Genomic DNA, 23163 nt, shown 5'->3' with positions numbered 1-23163 from the left:
ATCGTTCCCTCGTCGTACCATGCTCATGCAAGCAGATCTTGGAAGGAAAGTTGGGGAATTGGCCACTCCTGACATGCTTGTGATGGACGAAACATCCTGCGTGGCAGAAGCTGTAAAAGCAATGAAGAAAAAGGACTTTTCAAGCGTGTTGGTCTCTCACAAGGGAACAAAGGAACTTGTAGGGATTATCACGGAGAGGGACATTCTCTACAAGGTAGTGGCGGAAAACAAAGGACCTTTCAAGACAACTCTCAAAGAGATCATGAGCACTCCCCTCATTACAGTAGACGAGTCCGCAACTGTATTGGAAGCAACTCTTATCATGAGGAATAAGGGAATCAGAAGACTTCCAGTCAAGAGAAAAGGAGAGATAATAGGCCTGCTAACGCTCATGTCAATTGTGGGGAACATGCCGGGCAAGAGTATCGAGGCAGGACTGATCGAAACAGGTGTGGGCGCCAACATAACCTGCCCGTACTGTGGTTCAGGCTTTGAGAGCAAACAGGATCTCTCAAAGCACGTCGACAGGCTGCACATTGGAAGCGGCCTTTTGGAAGGTGACCTGAGACAGATTTGAACACGTACCACAGAATACTCGTCCCATACGACGGCTCACAGTTCTCTGAAAGGGCGGCCGAACATGCAGTGTATATTGCCAAGTTGTCAGGCTCAAGGGTGACGTTTCTGACTGTCACGGCCCTTCCTTCGCTCATCTATACATACAGTGAGGCAGCGAATGCAGCTATAAACGAGGCAGCAGAACTTCTTGTCAAGTCGTCTGAAGGACATGTTGTCAGATCATTAGAATCGCTTGTAGAAAACTGCAAAAAACAGGGCCTGGACGTGAAGCTTGTGCACTCTGTGGGCGACCCTGCTTTGCTGATACTTGAGACGGCAAGAAAGGAAGAGACTGACCTCATAGTAATGGGTAGCAAGGGGCTCAAAGGAATATCGAAACTCAAGGTGCTTGGAAGTGTTGCACGCAAAGTCGCCGAGCTTTCCAGATGTCCTGTCCTCTTGGTGCATTGAAAAAGCCTTTTTAAGGCGAATTTCACAGCTGGCACTGTATACATATGTCTGCGGATTCTGAAGGCCAAGGAGCTTCTCCCTACCAATCAAAAAAGACTCGCAGCGTCACGTTCAGGATCGACTCGTCGGTAATAGACGAGCTCCAGGGCGAGGCTGATACGCGCGAAATTTCACTCAACGTCCTTGTCAACCAGGTGCTCAAGCGCTATGCTGAGTGGGACAGGTACGAGAGCAAGATTGGCATGATGCCAGTGCCAAAACTGATGCTCTCGACACTCATTGACAAGGCAATAGCTTCTGCAAAGGCAGGAGGCATAAAGGAAGTAGAAACGTACCGAGACTTGATTGTGAAAGAGGCTGCTCAGATCGCCTTTAATCTGATGAAAGACTCTGTGCTTTTCATGAAAAAGCATTACAACCTATGGGTGGTGCTCTCGGTTCTTGAAGAATACATGAAGGTCTCCGGCATAAAGGCCGATCATAGGATAGAAGGTTCAAGCAAGCATGTCTTTGTAGTTCAGCACGAGCTTGGCGAGAACTGGTCGCTCTTTACAAAGGAACTGCTCACCTTGATATTTCAGAACCTCGCAAAGGTAAGGGCAGAGATACACGTCACGCCGAATACCACTATCGCAGAGGTCGTATTGAGATAGGCATTCAGATAAACTGCAATGCACTGCAATCCGACAGGTTATCTATCAATATGCCATATTGTTTGCAAAGGTGAACGCATGCCGTGATGCCTAAAGGCAACGTCAAAGGTCCCGACAGCCGGGAGAACATCGTGTACAGGTTCTTCAAGCTGATAGAGGACAAAGACGTGGATGGCCTTCTTGACCTGTTCGACTACGACGCGACAGTTTATGAGCCCTTCAGTAAAGCTCAGGGACTGCATGGCAGGTCATTAATCGAGCCATTTCTCAAAGTAGCCATGATGGCAAACAGAAACATGCACCGCAAGATCAAGATATTGAAGGCCAAGCATGGTCAAGAGGAGGGCCAATTGACTGCTCTTGTTACCTTTGAACGTGGCGACAGGGTAAAGGGCCGCTTTACGTTTGACCTGAAGCCGGACGAAAAGAAAGGATGGAAGATAAAGACCCTCGACATCAAGTTCATGACATAATAAGAAAAATCAACGTATTATCATCACAGGGCAATCTGCAGTCTCTGACACCTTTCTTGCAACGCTGCCAAGAGTCCCTAGACCCGCTTTTGACAGCTGTCTGCTCCCCATCACTATCAAGTCTGACCCGGTGCTACGCGCGATTGTGACTATCTCTTCAGCAGGAGAACCCACTCCTAGGATAAAGTCAACGCTTATGCCATCCGCCTTTACCTTTGCCATTTTTTCCTTGAGCATTTGCTCTGCGCCGGACTTTAGAATTCTGACAAGCTCAGTCTTGGCTCCCTCAAGCGATGTTCTATCGCTTATGAAGCCAAGAGTGGCACTCGGCGGCACGAACCTGCTGTCGACAATATGCACTATTACCATCTCCGACTTCATCGCCTTGGCAAACTCGGTTGCCTTTGAGAGGGCCCTGTCTGACATTTCAGTTCCGTCGTGAGGGACGAGAATTCTTGAAACCATGATCATAATCTGACAGAGAGTAGTATTTACAAGAAACGGCTATACTGCAATGCACTGCATACCTGAAGCTTAACTATGACGAGTTGCAGTTAGTATCATGCCCCCTAGAAAAGAACGAAGAGCAGAGGAATCGCCAGAAAGCCAGATTCTACCCCACGAGGATCTGAATGCAAGACAAGGAAAGATTACCGGCGAAAACTTTCCCGATGTTGTACTTGAAATTTGCGACAACTGCCACTGGTGTGCAACCTGCATGAATGGAAAACGGATGCAGGTAACTTGTCCTGCATGCGGAAGGCGGACTTCAAGAATTCCAATGACTATGGACGAAACATGCATACTTGAAAAGGATGAAAAACGCGGCATCACGCTCCGCTTTGTCAGAACGCTTCCGCTTCGATGAATAGGACTACTCGTCTTTGATCTGGCATCTCCATGTCCGGGATTGCCTTTTCTGATTATTTACGGCTGAGGAACACATTGCCATGCACTGTGTACCGGGCTTTGAAATATCACACGCCTCCAAAACTGCTCATGGAGCAATCCAACAGGTGTCACAACGGTGAATTTCAAAAGACAAGAGTAACAGACAGGGTCTTGGCAAGGAGCCTGCCGAAAAAAGTTGAGGCAAAATCAAAGGGCACGATGAGGAGGCACTCATTTTGACCAGAATGCGACAGCCCCACAGCTTTCATGAAGTAAAGGTGCACAGCCCCGAGGCCATGTGTATCAAGTGTGGCGCAGAAACTCCAAAAGTCTGCGAGTGGTGCGGGGCATGTCAAGCGTGCCATACCGGCACCAAGAGAGAGCGCTATTGACTAGAGTTCAAGGGCGCCCTTTAATGAGCGGTAGCGGTTATAGTCGTCTGCCAGTATTTTGGCCAGCTTCTTGGCAATGTCTGTCGCAGAGATCATACCTACAAGCGAGCCGTCGGTCTCCAAGATTGGGAGCCTCTTTATTTTGTTTTTTGTCATAGCTTTGGCAGCTGTATCGACAGAATCATACGCCTTGACGGTTATCAAGGGCGATGACATGATGTTTTTGGCCTGCACATCCTTCGGCTTTTTGTTGTGAGCAGAGACCTTTTTGAGAATATCTCTCTCCGTGATGATGCCCGACGGCTTCCCATTTTCAAGGATTATGATGGCACCCGTCTTGTTCTTGACCATTTCTCCAACAACATCAAGCACTGAAGGGTCAGAGTTGCCGTCGATGGTTACAACCTTGGAGCACATTATTTCGCTTACTGCACTCATGCCTCATGCATGACAATATCTTCTTCTTAATGGATATGTTTGCAGAGCAATACACTGCGTACCCTATGTTAATTATAATCAAACCTGTGGATATTTGCACCGTTGGCAATACAGTGGGATTCCCTCCTAGTTGAAATGATGCTTCTTGCAGCTATAATATACGGCGCCATTTACGTGGAAGCTTTAGTCGACAAGCGCAAGATCAGGAAAGAGGAAGATAGGAACAGGCAGCAGATAGTCCACTTTGTCAAAAACGACCTTAACAACAAGCTACGGTTTATTGAAGAGTCGGTCAAGTACAGCGACTTCAAGCCATTTTTTACAGACATGTGGGATGCAACAATACTTGGAGGGAAACAGATCCTGCTGCCGTTTCCACTTTTTCAGAACCTGCAACATACATACTCGTGGATGAAGTACTACAACAATGAGCTTGAACAGAAGCAGAATGGAGACAGCAATGAGAAAGAAGTACTTCAGATTCTAAGCGAGGTCAAGAAATCGATCGGAGATTCAATCAAGATGTTGGAAGATTCATGATTGCAGCATAGTGCAGTGCAATGCAACTAGTTTATCATATCTGGACCTTGAAATAACATACATGAGAAAGCTCGAAATAATTATTCCCCAGGAGCATCTGCCACAGCTGAATGAACTACTACACAAGCACAAGGTTGGAGGAATGTCGTTTTATGATATCAAGGGAAGAGGACGCACAAGACAAAAACCAATAACGATTGGGAGAGGGGTCATGACGTATGTACCAGAGTTTGGGTTCCGGACCAAAGTACAGGTGCTTGTATCTGACGCCCTGAGTAGAGAGATTATAGAAGATGTCCTTAAGACTTTTGGCGTCGGCACTTCTGCGATTGGCAAGATATTCGTTTATGACGTGGCAGAGGCCTACGACTTGGGCACTAGGGAGAAGGGAGATAGCGCCCTCTAACGCTTGTTGCAAAGTACTGCATGCTGACTTCAAGATAGAGAGCATGCATGGAACAGGATCAAAAAAATGGAAGATGGTGACAGGTAGCGCAGATGTCAACATCTTGCAGTACCGGGGACCCATCTTCTGGTACTGTTTCCTATCCTGCCACTTTGAGCTGGAACCGATCCATTGGCGGTGACTCCAAGGGTTTTCCATCGACCGAATATAGGACTACGTTGATGGCATACGTGGCGCCAGTCTTGACGAAGTTGCCTTGAACATGATATGCTCCGGGAGTCGAGTGTATGGTGGATGCCCTGTCTGGGCCATACGTGATTGTCTGGTTGGCGTTGCTGTCATTGGATATCAGCTCGATCAGCAGGTTGTTTGTCGACGGGAAGAATCCATTGTGAACTGTCTGCTTTGTCGTATTATCGACTATTGATACGTAATAGCTTGCAGGAGTTGTTTCCTCAAGCGACACGGTAGTTGGCTCGAATTTCAGCAAGTTCCTGTCAAATTCCAATAAATTCCACGTGCTGCCCGTTCCAGTGGAGAATTCAAAGTTATTTCCCTGTACGACTTCGTCACTTACATGGATCGTACCTAACCTCCAGGGGTGAATCATGCAGTAGTACGGATAGTCTCCGGCTTGATGGAATTCGTACTGAAAGAAGTACTGATATGACATGACTCCGGAGTTGAATATCATTCCTGAATCCTGGCCTCCGGGATTACCGCTGGTTACGGTATGTGGCTGCTCTGGATCACCGTTGAACCAAGCCACCTCAGTTTCTTTTGGGACCGCAATTGAAGGCGGGTAGTAATGATAGAGGCTTTCTTGTTGAGCGGCGCCAGGTATTATGTTTACGACATATGTTCCGCCAAAGGTATGGAATGCCGCCGCGTTAGGTATTATTGCTGCAATGGATGAAGTTGTTGCAAGCACAGCCGCCAAGGCTATCAATCCAAAGAAAACAAGTCGATTTTTCATATCTTACTTTACCTCCACTTTTGTTTCTTCGTCTGTTTTTGAAGGCGTTTTCTTTGGCATACTGATATTCAATACCCCATTTACTACTCTGGCCTCTATTTTGGAAGGAATTATCTCTTCCGGAACAGGAATCTTTCGATAGAACGACTTGTATGACCTTTCATTGTACAAGTAGTTCTTTCTTTTTTCCTCCTTCTTTTCAGAATGCTCGCCGGATACCTCTACAGAATTCCGCGTGGCCTTGACATCTATCTGTTCTTTTTCTATTCCAGGGACTTCGAGATTTGCCTCATACCTATCGCCCTTGTCCACCACATCGCATAGCGGCATGCGAACTTCTGGCAGTGGCGGAAATGAACCAAATGGCAACCTCAATTCAAAAGCAGGAGGCCATGGTCTGGAAAAGAACCTCTCCATCTCGTGTTCTATGCTTCTTCCGACATCCTCAAACAGGCCGGTACGCTTTACGATAGATTCTTGTTCCTTTTTCTCGACATTCTTGGAACTCATAGCGCTCATATCCTCTTGCAGATTATTTGAAAAGCAGGAATGCTCTGCACTGCAAAGCATTCATTAAAGTGTGGAGAGAGTTGTTTATTGACGAATCTTCTGGAATAAGATGTTAGTCGCCTAGGTAACTAGACTGATCTGCATGAGCGAATTTACCATAGGTCTTGAAGTATCTTGGTCAACTGCACATGGCATCTGTAATGCGGTGAATCTGCCAGAACGCTATTCTTTTGAGGGTTTGCTTTGGATTTACGGGAGGGGCCAACTGTAATTTTACAGGGGCAGGGGTAAGGAGCGAATCAATCGTCTATGGCACCTATGCAAAGTAGAGCCTCATCTTTTGATCCTGTAATAATCGTAGAGAGGTGGCAACCACCATAGAGTCATCCAGGGATACGAAGAGAAAAACAACAATGACGCAATAAACAATTTGCTGATATTGTCAATTGCGATCGCGGTGTAATGGTCATAAGCATTAGTAACGGCCATATTATTATTGGTCGATTTCGTTTCAACAACAATATCATCACTGCCTCTTCTTAACTCATGCAGCAGACGTTCAAGAACGGCATCCTTCAGTACGTTCTCGGTAGGCTTTAGAACAATCCCGTACGTTTCCAGTTCTGCAAGCAATCTCCTCCTACTTTCATTAACAAGTGAGAAACCTTCTTTCATATCGACAAATATTTGCCGCAAATTAGTTCTTAATCACCGTGTCTGCACAGCCATGCACTGTACTCTTTGCTGATAATAGGCAGGTTCTCCAACCATACATGATCTATGATGGGAAGATCAGGATTCGCAGGCGACGATAATAACGTCTGGGCAAAGAGGTTCATGATGGCAGCTATTATTCAGGGCACAATCCTAGCAGGACTAACAATCTTTCTGCTGCTAAGTCAGATATCATTCCTAAAACCAGAAATATCCAGAGTTATAGCAGGAGGAGGTGCAGGAACATGGTTTACCTTCGGCTACGTTCTGTATATTGTCATCGGAGTCATTGGTGTAGCAGTATCCGCGCTCTTTTACCACTATCTTGAAAATATAATGGGAAAACGTATGCAAAGAGGTACGAAGGTCTTGGCTTGGGTTCATCTTGTTCTAATGAATGTAGGAACAGTTGCCACCATGGGCATGCTGATGTACGCAGGATACCTCGGCGGAGCAGCAATGCTGCCAGAAAGTGTGGGAGGGAAGGGCTTTAACGCGGGACAAGCCCATGAAATACTGGCGCCGTTCGTCGAGCCAATATCTGCAGCCGTCTTTGTGACTGTATTGGGGGTAGTGGCCGGAGGCGCAGGTTTCCTTCTAACTTACAGAACATCATCGTCCAGTTCAGAGTCTTTCTCAAGAGGAAAAACGGGAAAAGGAGCGACAGAAGCCGCGTGAAGATTGTCGCAATCGATGGAGATACAGAAGCAAGAAAGAAGAGTACGATAGCTGACCTGTATCGCTATTCGGATCTTTCTGTTGAAGCGATAGCTCAGCAGGTGGATGTCGACGTGAGCAGGGTCCAGAATATCGCCATCTGCTGAAACAATCTTCGATTCCATGCTTGTCCGAGCCAGCTTGGTCAGAGTATCGTGATCGTCGATACAATTTTTTGGTGGTCAGATTTCGATTTTTCATCATACAAGTTGATTGAGCAGATAACCGACTATGAACGCCACTGCAGCAGCTATTCCACCTAATGCAAGCGTGCCAAGGCCTGACCGCACAAGCGACTTGCGTAGTATCTTCCCTTTCACCGCACCTATGGTGAAAAATGCTACTGCAGTAAATACGCTAGAATAGGCAAATGCTTCCTGCGATATTACAATCGCCCCTGCAGCATACACAACCACAAACGGCAAGAGCGGTATGAAGCCTATTGCATTAAATGCTGCAAATGTTGTGATTGCAGTATCAAGTGGCCTCCTCTTATCATCTACGAGGCCAAGCTCCTCTTTCATCATCGTGTCGAGCCACACCTTGCGCCTTGACGTTATGATGCGCACTATTTCCTCGAGGATCTCGTCCTTGAAACCTTTTTTAGCGTAAATGTCGCGAATTTCCTGTTTTTCCTGATCAGCGAGGTGGTCGATCTCCCACTCTTCGCGCTGCCGTGCCCTTTCGATGGCCTCCTTTTGAGACTTTGTCGCAAGATAATTTCCAACCGCCATCGAAAAGCCGTCTGCAAAGAGATTGGCAAATCCGAGGATAAGCACTATGGCCGGCGAGAGCGATGCGCCGACTACGCCTGCAACGATAGCAAATGTGGTGACCGCGCCGTCTGTCGCGCCATAGACAAAATCCTCAAGTGACCACTTCATACTATTTTTCTAGAGCCTGCTCTGATTTGTATTTTTTATCTATCCTTGCTAGCAACTGCGAGCGCCGATTGTAGTAGCTTGTATTGTAGCGGTTGACGCGACTTGACATCAGTTGAGAATCCTCCGGTCCGATTAGAAAAAATGAGAGAAGGCCTTTTGCGCCATCTCAAGTCAGGTGTGGAAATACCATAACGTGGATATCTTGCGCATCAAATGCGGACGTGTTCCCGTCCAAGTTTACCTTAACGGTGACGCCGGCCTTCCATCCCGCTTGTACAAGGGCGCTGCCAGTCTGAGATTGCATTGCATCTTCATGACCAATCATCATCATTGTAGATTGAGTATTGTTTGCCATTATCCCGTGGCTCATGCCATGCTGTCCCATGCCACTCAGGCCGCCCGTCATTCCACTCATTCCTCCCATCATGCCGCTGCTCCCGCCGTGCATCATGTCCATCATCTGATTGTGATTTGTCATTGCAACAACTGCCAAGCTGGGCGAAGTAGTTGTGTTTCCGGTGTACACAAGGCTGACAGATACAGGCTTGTAAACCTCCAGCCAAGCTTCTTCTTTTCAGCCACCTTGTTCATCTCATGACGTACAGACAGCATCTTTTGGTTGGCTGCAGGGACTTCATTTAAGAACTGCTTTTGCAGGCGGTCAGGCAGCCCTTCAAGCGCCACCTCCGTACGATAGTCTACAATCTCAAGTGTCGTCATATGCGTGCGTACGTACAAAGCTTGTGCACAGGCTGTTAATTAACGCGCACATCACAAGCGGAAAGTTCTTAATTTACCTCCCCAACCTTTCTCTAGGTGGACTGATTTTGGCATTCAAAAAAGTCGGCGCAGTGATCCTGCTCGTCTCAAGCATGGAAAAGTCGGTAAAGTTCTACAAGGACACGCTCGGGCTCCAGCTAAAGAGCAAGTCCAAGGACTGGACCGAGTTCTTCAAGGACGGCACCGTGCTTGCGCTCACCCCCGCCAAGAGAAAGAGCATGGTAAGCTCGGGCACCGGGATGCTTGTCGGCTTTATGGTAGGCGACATGGACGCAACGGTGAAGGAACTAAAGGCTAAAAAGGTCAAGTTCTTCAAAAAGCCCAAGGACGAGCCGTTTGGCAAACACGCTGTAATCGAGGATCCTGACGGCCACCTGATATCCATTGCAGAGATAAAGACAAAGTCAGAAGAAGGCTTTGACATGCTAGGTATGTTCGGGACCGACTAGCTATGGCTTCCATGCGGTAACCAGATACAGCGAGCCCCCGAAATCCTCAAAGGCAGCCTTGGAAAAGCCTGCCGCCTTGAGGAGCGCCCCTATTTCGTTTCTCGTCATAAAGCGATAGCCCTGCAATGCAAAGTCGACCTGCATGCCCATTATCAGCCGGCCCTCGTCGTCGTTGCTTGTTTTGTTGTTGTTATCTGGCAAGAGCCCCTCCACTATCGCAATCGCGCCGCCTTTTTTCAGCGCGCGATAACAGTTTGACACTATGGCCTGCTTGTCAGACGCCGCATAGAGCGACTCGCCGAGGTAGACAAGGTCGAATTCGTTTTCAAAGTTCATTGCCTCGCCTGTCTCTCGCAGTATCTCTACCGCCGGCAAGCCGGCGGCCATCTCCATAGCCGTGTGCGCGGCGGCCTCTGACGGCTCGACACCCACGAAAGATGAGTGCTGATAGATTTGCAACAGTTTTTCAATGAATGTGCCAGTGCCGCAGCCGACGTCAAGTGCCCTGCACCCCTTTGAAAGCATCGCATGTAGTTTGTGGTTCCTGCCGCGCTTTATTGCAGACAGAAAGGCATTGTGATCCCAGTCTGTTGCCTCTACAATCGCCTCAAATGTGGAGGAAGTCATTTCGCGCGTCCTGCCTGTTTTTATCAAATCCTCAAGACCGCCGTACTCCAGGCTGCGCAAGGCGATGTACGAAAACTGGCCACCGAGGTAATCCGGACTCTTTTTGTCAAGGAGGATCTCTTTCATCTTGGCAGGCAGGTACAGTTTTTTGCTTTTCATCTTCAAAAAGCCAAGCGCAAGGGCGGCAGAGCACCACGCTTTTACTGCATCAGCATTGAAATTGGCCTGCGCCGCCAGCTCTTCCGGAGTGGCAGGGCGCCTAGCAATTGCTTCAAACAGCCCGGTCCTGCGCCCGACGTGCGCGACCCATACGCCGTACAAGCCGACCGAGTACCCCCACAGTTTCTTGAATTCCGCGCTCCTTGCCTTCCATGTAGCAGGCATGATAGCCAGCTACACATCGCGCTTGTTCTTAAACGGTACTTTCTTGGCAGGGTTCAGCAGGTATCCGGGGTCGAACAGTTCCTTGACCGTTTTGAAAAGTGCGGTCATTTTCTTGCCGTACATCTGCTCGATGTAGCCGACCCTTGCAAGGCCGTCGCCGTGCTCGCCCGTTATCGTCCCGCCGCTTGCTATCACCTGTGCAAAGACGCGGGCGGCAAGCGCGCTTATCATCTCCGACTCGGATTTTGAACTCGTGTCGACGAGGGGCCGCGTGTGTATGTTGCCATCCCCCACGTGGCCGTACATGACATAGTCGAGTTTGTTGTCTCGGTATGCGGCAAGCAGGTTCTCCGTGTGAGCAGCAAGCATCTCGGGGCGGACGACCGTGTCCTCTACGAGCCCTATTGGCTTTCTGCTTCCAACCGTCATCTTCATGATGTTCCCAAGGGCGCCCTTTCTTGCCGCCCAGATCCTGGCCATGCTCTGCTCGTCGGTCGCGTATTCCACCACCCGGGCACTTGTCGTCGCCATCCGGTCCCGGCATCTTGCCATCTGCGCTTCAACATTGGCGCGGTTGTCGCCGGCAAACTCGACGTACAAGAGGCAGCCGGTCTCGGCGTTTTTCTCTAGTGCAAGGACCGTTGCATCCAGCATTTCAAGGGCGACCGGCGACGATTCCAGTATCGCGGGGACGGCCCTTACCGCGGCGAGCAGGTCTTCAAAGCCAAGCACGAGCAGAAAGCGGTGTTGGGGGAGGTCCAGTATACGCAACCTTGCAGAAGCGACGAGAGCAAGCGTCCCCTCTGATGCGGCAATGACCTTGTGCGGCTCAAAGCCATGCTTTATAGCCGCATCCAGCCTGTAGCCGCACGAGTTCTTGCTCACCTTTGGGTAGCTGCTGTTTATAATTTCGGCGCTTTGCCCAAGCAGCCGTTTCAATCTCTCCATGCGCGCGTCAAAATAATAACTGCCCTTGCCCGCATGACCGGCCGAGCCGTCCGCGTACACAAGGTCAAGTGCCTCGACAAAGTCGATCGTGTTGCCGTACCCAAGGCAGTGCACGCCGCTTGAATTATCCGCTATCATGCCTCCGATTGTGCAATAGTTGCTGCTTGCAGGGTCCGGCGGCAGAAACTTGTCCCTCTTTTTCAGCTCCTTGTCAAGGACGCCCTTTACTATCCCGGGCTCGACTACTACATAGTCGTCGCCCACTTCAAGCACCCTGTTCATGTGCTTTGCAAAATCAAGCACGAGGCCGCCGTCCGAAAGCGACTGGCCGAGCAGGCCGGTCCCCGCGCCCCTCCCCGTCACCGGCACCTTTTTTGAAAACGCGTAATTGCAGATTGCCTGCACGTCGCCGGCGTCCTTTGGGCACGCCACCAGCGCGGGCCTGATTTCATAGTGGCTTGCGTCCATCGAGTAGACCCGCCGGTTCCACTCGTCAGAGAGCACCTCCCCCTTGGCAATGCGAGCAAGTCCTTCGCTTATCATCAATATATACGCCTAACCTTGGAGGCGCCAATATAACAAACTTCACGAATCCAGACTGATATGATTAAATAGCACTGGTTATGCTGTAGCGGTTGTTATGATGCAGGCGGAGCAGTGTCCCGTGTGCGCAGGTAAGGGAGTCATTGCGATCACAGATTCGCAGTGTCCCTTCTGCAATGGTACCGGCGAGCCCAGCAGGGCGGCAGAAAGTTACATGAAGGTCCACATATGCCAATGCATATTCCTTGACAGGAAGAACTGCCCCATCTGCGGCAAGAAATGCCATCATAATACTCCGAATCGTCCCAAGATACTCATCGCACCGATGTAGCAAGATTTAAAAACTAACTACACACTTTTGTAACTGTTGAAGCAGCAAATAGGAGAGATGATCTGCACGTTTTGCAATGCCAAGATCGACTATGGCAAGAGTGTATGCGACGCTTGTGCCAAGAAATTCAACATCGGCAAGTACGACATGAGCAAGGACGGCTGCGGCTGCGACGGCTAAGAAGTTTTTTGTGTGGGGTCAGCTAGTGGTATATACAATCATCTGGAATATCTTCCAGCCACCACATCATCATACCCCGCTATTTTTCGACGCCAATCCTGTCCATTAAGTCTTTAGCCTGCTTCCTTTTTGAAGTCGTTATCTTGACTGCAACCATGCCTTCAAGAGGCTGACCGTACAGAACGACTGCGCCTTCAGGCGCCATCGCAAATACCGGGAGCGCAAGTAGGTCTTCCTCGCCTTCCACGACCACGAGCACCGGCTTTTTTTCAAGCAGCGCCTCTTTCAAGAGGTCGACTGCAGCTTGTGAAATCGCGCCGGCAGGGTTTGTGCAATGGATTTCCTTTGCGTCATGCCTTGGATATTCGCGTACAAGGCGCCGCTCCTTGCCGTCGACTACTGCAAGGTTGGGCGTTATCCCAAAGCCGAGCAGCCGCTCTGTCGTCGCGTCGCCGACTGCGATTGTCTTCTTGGCGCCCCTGACAATGGCAGAAATCTTTTCCTTCGTTACCTGCGCGTCAGGTACGAGCGTGCCAAATGGCTTTTTGAGTGCTTTTAAGTCTTCCTGGCGCAAGTATAGATGTAGTGTTGCAGGCGTCGGGCTATTAAGCTGACGGCTTGTTTTCGGGAGCCTTGGCACCTTCTTGCTGCTCCTTGGTCTCTGCCTCTTCCTGCGCGCGCATTTCTGCCGCGATGATGCTTATCCTTCCGGCAATCATCTTGGCCGCCTTTTCAAAGGACTGCGCCTGGAAGGACTGGGGCTCTGAAAGCACGGTTGGCTTGCCGGTGTCGCTTCCCTGGCTGATGTGCTGGTGCAGCGGGATCTCGCCTATGAACGGGATGTTAAAGTCGTCGCTTATCTTTTTGCCGCCGCCCTTGCCAAAGAGGTAGATCTGCTCATTGCAGTGCGGGCAGTTGAGAAAAGACATGTTTTCCACCACGCCGATAATCGGGACGTTGAGCTTGTGGAACATCCCCACAGCCTTGACGGCCACGTTCATGGCGACGTCCTGCGGCGTGGTGACGATGAGTATGCCGGTGATAGGGATTGTCTGCGCTATCGTAAGCGGCGCGTCGCCTGTTCCAGGCGGCAGGTCGATAATGAGGTAGTCGAGCTCGCCCCAGTTGACATCAGTAAGGAACTGCTTGACGATTCCCGAGACGATAGGGCCGCGGTAGATTCCTGCCTGCTGCGACTGCTCGTAGAAAAAGCCCATCGAGATCACCTTTACGCCTGCGACCTCTGGCGGCTGGATCTTGTTGTTTTCGACCTCCGGCTGCGCCTTTAGCCCCAGCATCAGGGGGACGCTCGGGCCGTAAATGTCAGCGTCGAGAAGCCCGACCTTGGCGCCAGTCTTTGCAAGCGACAGCGCGAGGTTTACAGAAACCGTGGTCTTGCCGACTCCGCCCTTGCCGGACGCGACTGCCACGATGTTCTTTACCCCCGGCAGCAGTTCGTCGAGGTTTAGCGCCCTTCCTTCCATGACGCGTGCTGTGACGCGCATCTGCAGGTCCTTGACGCCAATTCCCGCTATGGCGGCGCGCACGTCCCGCTCGATGTCGCTGTTGAATGGGCATGCGGGAGTTGTGAGTTCAAGCGTGAAAGCAACCTTGCCGTCATTTATCGAAAGATCCTTTATCATTCCCATTGAAACAATGTCCTTGTGGAGCTCGGGGTCAACCACTTTTTTCAGGGAGCCTAGGACTTGATCTACCGTCACCATTTGAGAAAAATTTGCCTACACCGTATTTAAATCATCGTTTTGGCATGTTTGTAGCTTAAAACAGAGCCAAAGGCACGAGGTATGATATAGAAAATTTTAGACTTTATGTAATCCAAAAGTTCATAAAGTTGCGTTTATCACATTCTCGCGTACAATATTATGTTTGCCATAGTGCATATGAGCGACGTCGTCAGGATTCCTCCAAGCAGGCTGACAAACTCTCTCAAAGATGCCGCTATCCAGATCCTCAAGGAAAAATATGAAAGCATGCTCTCGCCGGATGTCGGATATGTTGTCATGATCACCGACGCAGAGGTAAGTTCAACGGGCAAGCTGGTGGCCGGAGACGGCGCCACCTACCACAAGGTCACATTCAAGGCACTCACGTTCTACCCCAAGTTGCAGGAAGTGGTCGAAGGCGAGGTCGTGGAAATCACCGACTTTGGCGCGTTTGTAAGGATCGGCCCTACAGACGCGCTGCTGCACCTTTCGCAGATCACCGACGACTATTTGAAAAGCGACGTAAAGCAGGGCGTCATCGTCGCAAACCAGTCTTCCCGCGCGCTAAAGATAGGGTCGAAAATCCGCGCAAGGATAACTGCAGTCAGCCTCGGCAAGGGCGCAGGCATGGGCAAGATCGGCATCACGTGCAGGCAGCCGTTCCTTGGCGCCCTTGAATGGATACAGGAAGAGATCAAAAAGGGCAAGGGCGGAGAAGCCAAGCCGGCGGCTGCTCCAAAGGAGAAGAAGGGAGGCAAGTAGGATATATGGCCAAGGAAAAGGCTTGCAGAAAGTGCAAGGCCCTCACCAGCGGCAAGGTGTGCCCCGTGTGCAAGTCGACGGACCTGAGCCCAGACTGGTCAGGCATCATTCTGGTGTTTGACCCTGCAAAGTCGCTTGTGGCAAGCACTCTTGAAATAACCACCCCAAGCAGGTACGCGCTGAAGGTCCAGTAAGGTTGTCAAGCCTGGATACATTTCTAGACGTCAGGCAAGCGCTCGTTTCTTTCATACAGGAAGACGCCGGGACAGGCGACATTACAAGCGACACCACAATCCCTGCCGGCATGAACGCAAGGGCAGAGATAGTCTGCAAGACAGACAACTGCATTGTCTGCGGGCTTGAAGAGGCGGGCATCATTTTTGACATCTGCGGCTGCTCGGCAAGGGCGCTTGTCAAGGATGGCGCAAAGGTGAGCAAGAGCAAGACCGTCATGATAATCAAGGGCAATGCAAGGGCGATACTAAAGGCAGAGCGCGTCGCCTTGAATCTGGTAATGAGGATGAGTGGCATCGCCACAGAGACGAGGGCGCTTGCGGACAAGGCTAGGCCGGTCAAGATAGCGGCCACACGCAAGACGGCTCCGGGCCTGCGCTACTTTGACAAAAAGGCAGTCGTTCTCGGCGGAGGGCTGGCGCACAGGATGCGCCTTGACGACATGGTACTGATAAAGGACAACCACATCGCCCTTGCGGGCGCGCCGGACAAGTGCGTCAGCCTTGCAAGAAAAGGCGCAGGCACTGCCATCAAGGTCGAGTGCGAGGCCAAGAGCGAAAAGGAGGCGATTGCAGCCATCAAGGCCGGCGCGGACATTGTCATGCTGGACAATTTCACGCCGGCGCAGGCTGCCAAGGCGATCAAAAACATTGCAAGACTCGGCCTGCGCAAAAAAGCCACGATTGAAATTTCGGGCGGCGTGAACCACAAGAACATAAGGCAGTACGCAAAAGCTAGGCCGGATTATGTCTCGATGGGCTACATCACCCACTCGCCAAAGGCAGCCGACTTTAGCCTGGAAATAATAAAAACAAAAATAACAAAAAGTTAAGAGAGGGCCAGCATCCTGTCGATGGCCAGCTTCGCCTTGTCTGCAATTTCCTTTGACACCTTTACTTCATAGACGTTGTGTGCCAGCGAATTGTAGACCTTTTCCAGCGTTATCTTTTTCATGTAGCGGCAGGTGGCGTCTTCCTTGATTGGTATGAACTCCTTGTCAGGGTTTTCCTTCTTCATCCTGTAGAGTATGCCCGTTTCGGTTGCAACCACGAACTGCTTGGCGCCAGACGTGCGGGCGTGCTTCATCATGCCCTCTGTCGACAAGATGTGCCCCTTTTGGGCAAGGTCGCCCTTGGCCATGTGGTACATCGTAGATGATGTGCAGCTGCATTCTGGGTGCACGAGAAAGTCCGCGTTCTTGAGCGTTGCAAGCATCTTGTTGATGTCTTCTGACTTTATGCCTGCGTGCACGTGGCACTCGCCAGGCCATATGTACATGTTCTTGCGTTTCGTAACTTCTGCAACGTACGAGCCAAGGAACATGTCCGGCAGGAACAGCACCTTCCTGTCGGCAGGTATGCTGTTGACGACCTTGACTGCGTTTGAAGACGTGCAGCAATAGTCTGACAGCGCCTTGACCTCTGCAGTCGTGTTGACATAACTCACCACCACTGCGTCCGGGTGCTCCTGCTTCCATGCGGCAAGCTCGTCTGCGTTTATGGTGGACGCAAGCGAGCATCCGGCCTCAAGGTCTGGGATGAGCACCTTCTTTTCCGGGCACAGTATCGACGCAGTCTCGGCCATAAAGTGGACGCCGCAGAACACGATTACGTCTGCGTCTGTTGCCGCCGCGTTCTTGGACAGGGCTAGTGAATCGCCGATAAAGTCGGCGACGTCCTGCACTTCGGGAAGCTGGTAGTTGTGCGCCAAAATAACGGCGTTTCTTTCCTTCTTCAGCCGCAGGACCTGCTCCTTAAAGTCGATTGCAAGCATGGTCATGTCTGTCTATATACAGACAATGATTCATGTGGTCTACATTTAAACCAGTATAATTGAGGATACGCATGCCCGGTCCTGCGAGATTGTAGGCAATACTTGCCACATTTGACGCACAACAATGCACAAAAGACCAGTCCGGCTGGAAGAGTTTTGGATAAAATTTAAGAAATATGCGCAGATATTTCACAGGCGAAAAAATGCCCGGCGCCGTTGACGATTTCTGTCAAAGGATACTCGAAATAGACAGGGGCATAAGGTTTGCAGGCATTGCAAGCAGCAACGGCAGGCTCATTGGCTTTGCGTACAGAAAGGGCCTGAAGCCTCTTTTGACAAAGGAGGAGAGCGAAGTATCGGTTTTGCAGTCGCTGATGAGGATGAACATGCGGACGACCTTTGAGCCAGAACTCGGCAAGACGCTGTACGCCTATACGCTGTACGGCAAGGTCAAGAGGGCAACGATACCTATCAGAGAGTCGTCAAAAATCACCCACATTTTCATGGTGTCGTTTGATCTGGGCGTCAAGCACGAGCCCATAATTCTTGACCACATAATACCGCGACTTGACGGGCTTTTTTCATGACACACACGCACGCGCGTTGATGAATACACATATAAATTTCGATTCCATAATGCTTCTGGAGATACTAAATGCCAACACACGGATCGCTTACAAAGGCGGGCAAGGTCAGGGGCCAGACGCCAAAAATTCAGGCCAAGCCACGCTCAAGCAAGATAGCAAGGATGCGCAACAAGGATAACTTTGTCAAGCGCTTTGAGAAAAAGAGGCTGCCGGGCCAGAAAAAGCCAGAGCGCCGCGGTGGAAGAAGGTAAGTAGAGAAGGGTAAAAATCCCCCACCTGCCCATTACCTGCTAGTACACATGCCTGCAAGAAGAGTCGGCATAATAGGCTGCGGCACCATTGGTAGCCAGCTTGCCATTGCAGTCGACACCGGCGCGGTAAGGAACGCTTCTCTTGCCTCGCTTTTCGATGTCGTTCAGAATAGCGCGCAGGCGCTGAAGCAAAAACTGCGTACAAGCCCCCCCGCATTTTCCGATTTTGACGATTTCATGAAGACAGACTGCGACATAATAGTCGAGGCTGCGTCGCAGGAGGCTGCAAAAAAGTTTGCAGCGAAAGTGTTGCGCGCCGGAAAGGACGTGATGGTGATGAGCGTCGGCGCCCTTGCAGACAAGGCGCTCCTTGCAGAGGTTTTAAAGGAAGCAGAAAAGAGCGGACGCAGGCTGTACGTGCCTACGGGCGCGATTGCAGGGATTGACGCAATTAGGGCAGTCAGGCACCTTTTGGATTCTGTGACGCTTACCACGACAAAGAGCCCAAAGGCGCTTGCAGGCGCGCCGTTCTTTGAGACAAGCAAGGTCAAGCTGGACGAGGTAAAAGAGCGGACAACCATCTATGAGGGAACAGCCGCGGACGCGGTCAGGGCGTTTCCGGCAAACGTCAACGTCGCAGCCGTCTTGAGCCTTGCAGGCATCGGGGTCGACAGGACGATGGTCCGCATCATTGCAGACCCCGCGTTTACCACGAACCAGCACGAGATAACCGCAAAGGGAAGCTTTGGCGAGTTCCGCTTTACAGTCAACAACGTGCCTTCGCCGGGCAACCCCAAGACCAGCTATCTTGCTGTGCTTTCGGCGATAGAGTGTCTGCGGTCGGTCTGCGACGACGGCATGAGAATAGGCTCCTGAAGAGCTTTTACAGTTTATATATGGAACAGTAGTTGCGCTCCATACGTATGAGTTACGGAAGAAGAGATAACTTCGGTCCCAAGCCTGTAGAAGCGGGCAAGGAATACGATGTTCAAATCACGGAAATATCCCGCAAGGGAGACGGAATCGCAAGGATACAGGGTTTTGTCATCTTTGTGAAAGACGGTAAGGTAGGTCAGAACGCAAAGATCCGAGTCACGCAGATCGGACCGAGGTTCGCGACTGCCGAAGTCGTCAACGGCGCAGCTACGAGCGACAATCCGGCAAACTAGACTGCGTTCTACGAATGCAGATCGTTTCTTTTTTTGTTTTTCTCATCATTCTGGCAACAAACAAACGAATTTAGGTCAATTGCGTCAAGCAATGCCGATGTCCCTGCTCGGCAACGTCATTGCCATCGTGGCAATCTCGTGCATCGCAGTAGGAAGCCTGTGGGCCATAGGCAACCTTACAAAAGAGACGCCGGAGGCAGACGTGTCGCATGTTGAAGGCGTGCTGCTCCAAGCAGAGCGAAGCACTTTCAACGGCACGAACCCGGACATTGCCGTGCAGGTAAACGTGCCAAAGAAACTGGTCGTCGTTAACAAGGACATCGTCATACACGACCTCCAGATAAAAGACCAGACAGGAGGCATCCTGAACTTCGAGACCGCGCCGCTAAAGACAGAGCAGCACTTTAACGCAGCAATAGTTGCGTACAAGCCCGGCACGTACGAGTACTTTTGCTCCTATCACCCGACTATGCGGGGCAAGATAATAGCGAACTAGAGGGCGCCAGGGTTTTTCACTATCGTCAGCACGTCTTCGTCGGACATCACATGGTCAAGTCCCACCTTTTGGCCCGCGAATTTTGCGGACTTGCCCCACACCATGCCGTACTTGAAGTTACGCGCCATGCTGCGGTGAATCTTGTTGCAGATGTCCTGGACGGTCGAGCCGTTCTGCATAATCATGGGCTCCTTGTAGTCAGTCTCGCCGCCCTTGGGGCGCATGTATATCCGTATAAAGTCGAGCTTGTTGTATATCGCCTCCTTGACGGCGTCGATGTTGACGCTGGCGTCTGCGGAGATCGGGATAAAGTTGTTGCCTATCTGTGACTGGACTTCCTTGATGAACCCCTGATTCACGAGGTCTATCTTGTTGAGGAGCACAAGCGACTTTATGTATACGCGGTTTTCCGACAATACGTCGATCAATTGATCGTCGGTGAGACCCGGCTCTCGGATTATTATCCTGCCGTTGTGGATGCCATAAACCCGGGCAATCTCCTTGACCATCCTTTCCTCCATTTTGATCGGCACCTGACAGTTGATTGATAAGCCACCTGTCGAGGTCTTTTCAATGACCACGTCTGGCGGGCGCTCGTCCAGTTTTATTCCGGCTTCTGCCAGCTCTCTTTTTAGCAGGCTGATGTGCTGCGGCTGAAAGACGTCAAGGATGAGCAGCACAAGGTCCGCACCCCTTGCGACAGAGATGACGCGCCGGCCAAAGCCCTTGCCGGCGGCAGCGCCTTCAATGATGCCAGGCAGGTCGAGCACCTGAATTTTCGCTCCCCTGTAGTCCATCATGCCGGGTATAGCAGTAAGCGTCGTGAACTGGTACGAAGCGACACGAGACTTGGCGTTTGTCAGCCTGTTTAGCAGGGTCGACTTGCCGACGCTTGGCAGCCCGATAAGGACGACGGTGGCATCTCCTGCCTTTCGGACGTCAAAGCCGGCGTTCTCGCCTCCCGTATGCAAGGTCCGGCCGTGAATGTTTTGCTCCTGCTCGCGCTTTAGCTTGGCGATCTTGGCCTTCAGGAGGCCGACGTGGAACTCGGTCGCCTTGTTTATCTGGGTCTTGTGGATCTCGTCCTGTATGGCCTTGATCTTTTCAGGGATGCCCATCTGCTGCTAGAATAAGGATAGACAGAGAGGCGATAAAAATATTGTCAAAGAAGTGGCATGCCGCACTTGCTGCAAAAGTTAGAGGCAGGCATGTTTTGCGCATTGCACTTTGGACAAACATCGATGCTCTGCGGCATGACAGGGCTTTGGCCGGCAGGTTGTCTTAATCTAAAGACGACCTTCGAGTTGTCGATGGCTTTGCGCGCAAGCGCGGCAAGGGCGTCTGGATCTTCCACCCCTACAAAGGTTATCCGCGGGGCGCCGTTGTACATAAAGGCCACGTCTCCAATGGTGACAGTGGTGGCATCCTGAGCGCTTCGAAACTGTCCCGTCGTATATGATCCCCTTTCATACAGAGTTATTGTCCCGGAAGATCTCGATGCAGACTCTTTTCTCTTGTTCATCACAATCACATCCTGCACTATAGTGAGCGTTATTGCGTCGACTGCGCGGCTCTCGAAATTGTAATAAAACGCCCGGATGTTGGTCAAGGCCTTGATCCACTTGTAGCGTTTTGAGAACACGCCGGCAGTGTCTTGCGTGACCCACACCAGCTTTTCATACTTGGCAAGAAACGGCGTGGCAGGATAGAGCCTGTCAGGCAGCCACTGCCCGTTTTCAAGGTATTCAAAATCATAAAAGACATCCTGATCCTTTTCAGTTTTCTTGAACCTGTTCACCTTTTCGACTATTTCGCCCCCTTTTTCGTCGTCTACATCCATGCGAACAGAGTGCGCGCTGCCGCTGCCGTCGTTGTAGATAATGTCAAGCACCAGATCGCCCTTTTTGCCAAGCAGACCTTTCTTTTCTGCCATGACAGGGGTTATTTCTTCTATCGAGCTAATCGCAATGCCAAGAACCAGAGATGTGTCCTTGTACAGGTTCAGGACGTTTCCGCATTCTGGCGGCATTATGACGAGTTTGTCTGCGCCATGCATCCCATTATCCCCTGTTGCGCCCTTGAGGTTGTATTCAAACGTCGGGATCATGTGTGCATCCACCATGAGCCGCCCCCTGTTGACAATAATAGGTGCGGCTGCATTTTTTGTCAGGGTTACAGGGGCGTCGTCCAGTTGCTCTACGCAGTCAAGGCTGTATTCGAACTTGCTTCCCGGAATCTTGTCGACCAGCTTTTTCAGCAGTTTTTCGATAAAGCGTCTGTCAGGAGGGAACGGGGAGAAATCATAGATTTCCAGCCGCACGCCCTGACCACCATCATTATTATCTGCAAGTCGCGCATGAAAGCGGAATGAAAAGCGATTTTGGAGCCACATCGTGCCGGACTTGCCGTCTATCCTGTACGTCGTCCTGTCTGCGCTCTCGATGTCTGCGCCTATTTCCTTGCAAGACATCAAGAGAGCGTCAAAAACCACATCTTTTGTCGACTGGAAGAAAGCAATAGAACCGAGGGTTATCAATTAGACGGCCTCCAAGAGCGACGCATCTTCCGGATTGATTGTATATGCTGTAGATTATTTCCTTTTCGGGCTTTGCACGGCAAAGTTACATTTTTATGAAGAGCGAAATGCAGTTTGGCTAAGCTCCGGTGGTGTAGTCCGGTTAAGCATTTCGCCCTCTCAAGGCGGAGATCCCGGGTTCAAATCCCGGCCGGAGCACTCTTGTCTTACGCGCCAATTTTTCCGGTAACAACCAAGATCGCAGTTTTCCAGCCTTGCCAGATACAGTCAGCAGCTCCAATACCTCTCGATAGCCGCCTGTGTTTAGCTCTCCCTCTCCCAAGGGTGCTCGCCACGATATAACTGCAGGTTGAAAGAGTTATCTTCAAGCCAACCACCTGCCCTGGATTGGCCAACGTGATAATGGGCCCGAAAGCCAGGGATGGGCAAAGTAGGGCCCCCTACTTTTTCACCAGCACGCTTTATAGCAGATGGTCGGCTATTACACCATATAGTGTCATGATTCGCCAAAGCGAATTGGTAGGGTGCAGACGATGTGGGATAGTTTTCTGGAGCAAGGCTCGTAACGTCACCAAAACAGACAACGAACACGAAGTTTGTCCTAATTGCAGTTCCAAAGAGACCGACATGATTGATAGATCGTCGTAATTTGCGTACTCTCTCTCTTCGGCAGAAGAAGAATATGCTTTTTCGGCAGTCGAAGGTTGTCGAGAGTCCGGTTATCGCATGCCCGGCGTTTCGTTGAAGAAAGCGGGGGCTGAAGGCA

Annotated in this window: 35 protein-coding genes and 1 tRNA gene; 21 read left to right on the top strand and 15 right to left on the bottom strand. The window is 50.7% G+C overall.

What is annotated here, in order from left to right; translation table 11 throughout:
* Positions 1-25: 25 nt before the first annotated feature.
* From NVIE_RS01935 to NVIE_RS01920, 4 genes are all read left to right on the top strand, one after another.
* The gene (locus NVIE_RS01935) at positions 26-577 is read left to right on the top strand and encodes a CBS domain-containing protein (RefSeq protein WP_075055935.1); all 552 of its coding nucleotides are present in this window, start codon (positions 26-28) and stop codon (positions 575-577) included.
* Entirely contained in the window at positions 574-1029 is a 456-nt protein-coding gene (locus NVIE_RS01930) for a universal stress protein (protein ID WP_075053774.1), read from the top strand. The genes NVIE_RS01935 and NVIE_RS01930 overlap by 4 nt, the downstream gene beginning before the upstream one ends.
* A gap of 44 nt (positions 1030-1073) precedes the next feature.
* Positions 1074-1682 (top strand): hypothetical protein, encoded by a 609-nt coding sequence (locus tag NVIE_RS01925; protein ID WP_075053773.1) that lies wholly within the window; start codon positions 1074-1076, stop codon positions 1680-1682.
* 83 nt (positions 1683-1765) lie between these two features.
* Positions 1766-2155: a nuclear transport factor 2-like protein gene (locus NVIE_RS01920; protein ID WP_144239416.1), complete on the top strand. Its 390-nt coding sequence runs from the start codon at positions 1766-1768 to the stop codon at positions 2153-2155.
* Between the two features lie 9 nt (positions 2156-2164).
* Here the strand turns inward: NVIE_RS01920 and NVIE_RS01915 are convergent, their stop codons facing one another.
* Positions 2165-2620, bottom strand: a complete 456-nt coding sequence (locus NVIE_RS01915) for a universal stress protein (protein WP_158435040.1) — start codon at positions 2618-2620, stop codon at positions 2165-2167.
* Positions 2621-2717: 97 nt separating this feature from the next.
* Between NVIE_RS01915 and NVIE_RS14705 the strand changes: the two genes are divergently transcribed.
* A complete protein-coding gene (locus NVIE_RS14705; protein ID WP_144239415.1) occupies positions 2718-3023 on the top strand; it encodes a hypothetical protein in 306 nt (101 codons plus the stop codon).
* Positions 3024-3438: 415 nt separating this feature from the next.
* Here NVIE_RS14705 and NVIE_RS01910 read toward each other — a convergent pair whose 3' ends face one another.
* Positions 3439-3876, bottom strand: coding sequence for a CBS domain-containing protein (locus NVIE_RS01910; RefSeq protein WP_075053770.1), 438 nt, complete (start codon positions 3874-3876; stop codon positions 3439-3441).
* A gap of 102 nt (positions 3877-3978) precedes the next feature.
* Between NVIE_RS01910 and NVIE_RS01905 the strand changes: the two genes are divergently transcribed.
* Both NVIE_RS01905 and NVIE_RS01900 read left to right on the top strand, forming a co-directional pair.
* Complete coding sequence (locus NVIE_RS01905; RefSeq protein WP_144239414.1) at positions 3979-4416, top strand: hypothetical protein; 438 nt, start codon at positions 3979-3981, stop codon at positions 4414-4416.
* Positions 4417-4477: 61 nt separating this feature from the next.
* The gene (locus tag NVIE_RS01900; RefSeq protein WP_075053768.1) at positions 4478-4822 is read left to right on the top strand and encodes a P-II family nitrogen regulator; all 345 of its coding nucleotides are present in this window, start codon (positions 4478-4480) and stop codon (positions 4820-4822) included.
* A gap of 139 nt (positions 4823-4961) precedes the next feature.
* Here the strand turns inward: NVIE_RS01900 and NVIE_RS01895 are convergent, their stop codons facing one another.
* The 3 genes from NVIE_RS01895 to NVIE_RS01885 all read right to left on the bottom strand — a co-directional run bounded on the left by NVIE_RS01895 (position 4962) and on the right by NVIE_RS01885 (position 6983).
* Positions 4962-5798: a cupredoxin domain-containing protein gene (locus tag NVIE_RS01895; RefSeq protein WP_075053767.1), complete on the bottom strand. Its 837-nt coding sequence runs from the start codon at positions 5796-5798 to the stop codon at positions 4962-4964.
* A gap of 3 nt (positions 5799-5801) precedes the next feature.
* The gene (locus NVIE_RS01890; protein ID WP_075053766.1) at positions 5802-6308 is read right to left on the bottom strand and encodes an Hsp20/alpha crystallin family protein; all 507 of its coding nucleotides are present in this window, start codon (positions 6306-6308) and stop codon (positions 5802-5804) included.
* Between the two features lie 333 nt (positions 6309-6641).
* On the bottom strand, positions 6642-6983 hold the full coding sequence (locus tag NVIE_RS01885; protein WP_144239413.1) for a hypothetical protein: 342 nt from the start codon (positions 6981-6983) through the stop codon (positions 6642-6644).
* Between the two features lie 105 nt (positions 6984-7088).
* Between NVIE_RS01885 and NVIE_RS01880 the strand changes: the two genes are divergently transcribed.
* The gene (locus tag NVIE_RS01880) at positions 7089-7700 is read left to right on the top strand and encodes a cbb3-type cytochrome c oxidase subunit I (protein ID WP_227717437.1); all 612 of its coding nucleotides are present in this window, start codon (positions 7089-7091) and stop codon (positions 7698-7700) included.
* Entirely contained in the window at positions 7697-7846 is a 150-nt protein-coding gene (locus NVIE_RS15135; RefSeq protein ID WP_158435039.1) for a hypothetical protein, read from the top strand. Before NVIE_RS01880 ends, NVIE_RS15135 begins: the two co-directional genes overlap by 4 nt.
* A 93-nt stretch (positions 7847-7939) precedes the next feature.
* Here NVIE_RS15135 and NVIE_RS01875 read toward each other — a convergent pair whose 3' ends face one another.
* The 3 genes from NVIE_RS01875 to NVIE_RS01865 form a co-directional block, all read right to left on the bottom strand.
* Positions 7940-8623, bottom strand: coding sequence for a VIT1/CCC1 transporter family protein (locus tag NVIE_RS01875; protein ID WP_075053764.1), 684 nt, complete (start codon positions 8621-8623; stop codon positions 7940-7942).
* A 166-nt stretch (positions 8624-8789) separates the two neighbouring features.
* Positions 8790-9101, bottom strand: a complete 312-nt coding sequence (locus tag NVIE_RS01870; protein ID WP_075053763.1) for a hypothetical protein — start codon at positions 9099-9101, stop codon at positions 8790-8792.
* Positions 9098-9343, bottom strand: a complete 246-nt coding sequence (locus NVIE_RS01865; protein ID WP_075053762.1) for a hypothetical protein — start codon at positions 9341-9343, stop codon at positions 9098-9100. The genes NVIE_RS01870 and NVIE_RS01865 overlap by 4 nt, the downstream gene beginning before the upstream one ends.
* A gap of 107 nt (positions 9344-9450) precedes the next feature.
* Here NVIE_RS01865 and NVIE_RS01860 point away from each other — a divergent pair, with 107 nt between their 5' ends.
* Positions 9451-9852 (top strand): VOC family protein, encoded by a 402-nt coding sequence (locus NVIE_RS01860; RefSeq protein WP_227717436.1) that lies wholly within the window; start codon positions 9451-9453, stop codon positions 9850-9852.
* Here the strand turns inward: NVIE_RS01860 and NVIE_RS01855 are convergent, their stop codons facing one another.
* Together NVIE_RS01855 and NVIE_RS01850 are read right to left on the bottom strand one after the other, a co-directional pair.
* On the bottom strand, positions 9853-10863 hold the full coding sequence (locus NVIE_RS01855; RefSeq protein WP_075053761.1) for a class I SAM-dependent methyltransferase: 1011 nt from the start codon (positions 10861-10863) through the stop codon (positions 9853-9855).
* Positions 10864-10872: 9 nt separating this feature from the next.
* On the bottom strand, positions 10873-12354 hold the full coding sequence (locus tag NVIE_RS01850; protein ID WP_144239412.1) for an FAD-binding oxidoreductase: 1482 nt from the start codon (positions 12352-12354) through the stop codon (positions 10873-10875).
* 97 nt (positions 12355-12451) lie between these two features.
* On the opposite strand from NVIE_RS01850, the gene NVIE_RS01845 reads away from it, so the two are divergent.
* Entirely contained in the window at positions 12452-12685 is a 234-nt protein-coding gene (locus NVIE_RS01845) for a hypothetical protein (protein ID WP_144239411.1), read from the top strand.
* A gap of 36 nt (positions 12686-12721) precedes the next feature.
* On the top strand, positions 12722-12865 hold the full coding sequence (locus tag NVIE_RS15130; protein ID WP_158435038.1) for a hypothetical protein: 144 nt from the start codon (positions 12722-12724) through the stop codon (positions 12863-12865).
* A 79-nt stretch (positions 12866-12944) separates the two neighbouring features.
* Here NVIE_RS15130 and NVIE_RS01840 read toward each other — a convergent pair whose 3' ends face one another.
* On the bottom strand, positions 12945-13439 hold the full coding sequence (locus NVIE_RS01840) for a GTP-dependent dephospho-CoA kinase family protein (protein WP_075053759.1): 495 nt from the start codon (positions 13437-13439) through the stop codon (positions 12945-12947).
* Between the two features lie 31 nt (positions 13440-13470).
* Positions 13471-14589, bottom strand: coding sequence for an Mrp/NBP35 family ATP-binding protein (locus NVIE_RS01835; RefSeq protein ID WP_075053758.1), 1119 nt, complete (start codon positions 14587-14589; stop codon positions 13471-13473).
* Between the two features lie 159 nt (positions 14590-14748).
* On the opposite strand from NVIE_RS01835, the gene NVIE_RS01830 reads away from it, so the two are divergent.
* The 3 genes from NVIE_RS01830 to nadC are packed head-to-tail and all read left to right on the top strand — an operon-like array spanning position 14749 to position 16417.
* Positions 14749-15351 (top strand): DNA-directed RNA polymerase, encoded by a 603-nt coding sequence (locus tag NVIE_RS01830; protein ID WP_075053757.1) that lies wholly within the window; start codon positions 14749-14751, stop codon positions 15349-15351.
* 5 nt (positions 15352-15356) lie between these two features.
* Positions 15357-15545, top strand: a complete 189-nt coding sequence (gene spt4, locus NVIE_RS01825; protein WP_075053756.1) for a transcription elongation factor subunit Spt4 — start codon at positions 15357-15359, stop codon at positions 15543-15545.
* A gap of 2 nt (positions 15546-15547) precedes the next feature.
* Positions 15548-16417 (top strand): carboxylating nicotinate-nucleotide diphosphorylase, encoded by an 870-nt coding sequence (nadC, locus tag NVIE_RS01820; RefSeq protein WP_084790566.1) that lies wholly within the window; start codon positions 15548-15550, stop codon positions 16415-16417.
* Here nadC and nadA read toward each other — a convergent pair.
* Entirely contained in the window at positions 16414-17364 is a 951-nt protein-coding gene (gene nadA, locus NVIE_RS01815) for a quinolinate synthase NadA (protein ID WP_075053755.1), read from the bottom strand. The two genes, nadC and nadA, sit on opposite strands and share 4 nt — an antisense overlap.
* A gap of 197 nt (positions 17365-17561) precedes the next feature.
* Between nadA and NVIE_RS01810 the strand changes: the two genes are divergently transcribed.
* The 5 genes from NVIE_RS01810 (at position 17562) to NVIE_RS01790 (ending at position 19861) form a co-directional block, all read left to right on the top strand.
* Entirely contained in the window at positions 17562-17945 is a 384-nt protein-coding gene (locus NVIE_RS01810) for a hypothetical protein (RefSeq protein WP_227717435.1), read from the top strand.
* A gap of 68 nt (positions 17946-18013) precedes the next feature.
* A complete protein-coding gene (locus NVIE_RS01805; protein ID WP_075053754.1) occupies positions 18014-18196 on the top strand; it encodes a 30S ribosomal protein S30e in 183 nt (60 codons plus the stop codon).
* Between the two features lie 48 nt (positions 18197-18244).
* On the top strand, positions 18245-19072 hold the full coding sequence (locus NVIE_RS01800) for an aspartate dehydrogenase (protein WP_075053753.1): 828 nt from the start codon (positions 18245-18247) through the stop codon (positions 19070-19072).
* 47 nt (positions 19073-19119) lie between these two features.
* On the top strand, positions 19120-19365 hold the full coding sequence (locus NVIE_RS01795; RefSeq protein ID WP_075053752.1) for a TRAM domain-containing protein: 246 nt from the start codon (positions 19120-19122) through the stop codon (positions 19363-19365).
* Positions 19366-19456: 91 nt separating this feature from the next.
* The gene (locus NVIE_RS01790) at positions 19457-19861 is read left to right on the top strand and encodes a cupredoxin domain-containing protein (protein ID WP_075053751.1); all 405 of its coding nucleotides are present in this window, start codon (positions 19457-19459) and stop codon (positions 19859-19861) included.
* On the opposite strand, the gene NVIE_RS01785 is transcribed toward NVIE_RS01790, so the two are convergent.
* Together NVIE_RS01785 and NVIE_RS01780 are read right to left on the bottom strand one after the other, a co-directional pair.
* Entirely contained in the window at positions 19858-20979 is a 1122-nt protein-coding gene (locus NVIE_RS01785) for an OBG GTPase family GTP-binding protein (protein WP_075053750.1), read from the bottom strand. The genes NVIE_RS01790 and NVIE_RS01785 overlap by 4 nt on opposite strands.
* A 44-nt stretch (positions 20980-21023) precedes the next feature.
* Positions 21024-22397, bottom strand: coding sequence for a zinc ribbon domain-containing protein (locus NVIE_RS01780; protein ID WP_158435037.1), 1374 nt, complete (start codon positions 22395-22397; stop codon positions 21024-21026).
* Positions 22398-22519: 122 nt separating this feature from the next.
* On the opposite strand from NVIE_RS01780, the gene NVIE_RS01775 reads away from it, so the two are divergent.
* Positions 22520-22595, top strand: a tRNA-Glu gene (locus NVIE_RS01775).
* The last annotated feature ends 568 nt before the right edge of the window (positions 22596-23163 follow it).

The organism is Nitrososphaera viennensis EN76 (genome assembly GCF_000698785.1).
GTDB classification, from domain to species: Archaea; Thermoproteota; Nitrososphaeria; order Nitrososphaerales; family Nitrososphaeraceae; genus Nitrososphaera; species Nitrososphaera viennensis.
The sequence above is the reverse complement of the archived record's forward strand: the minus strand, read 5'-3'. Positions and strand labels throughout refer to the sequence as shown.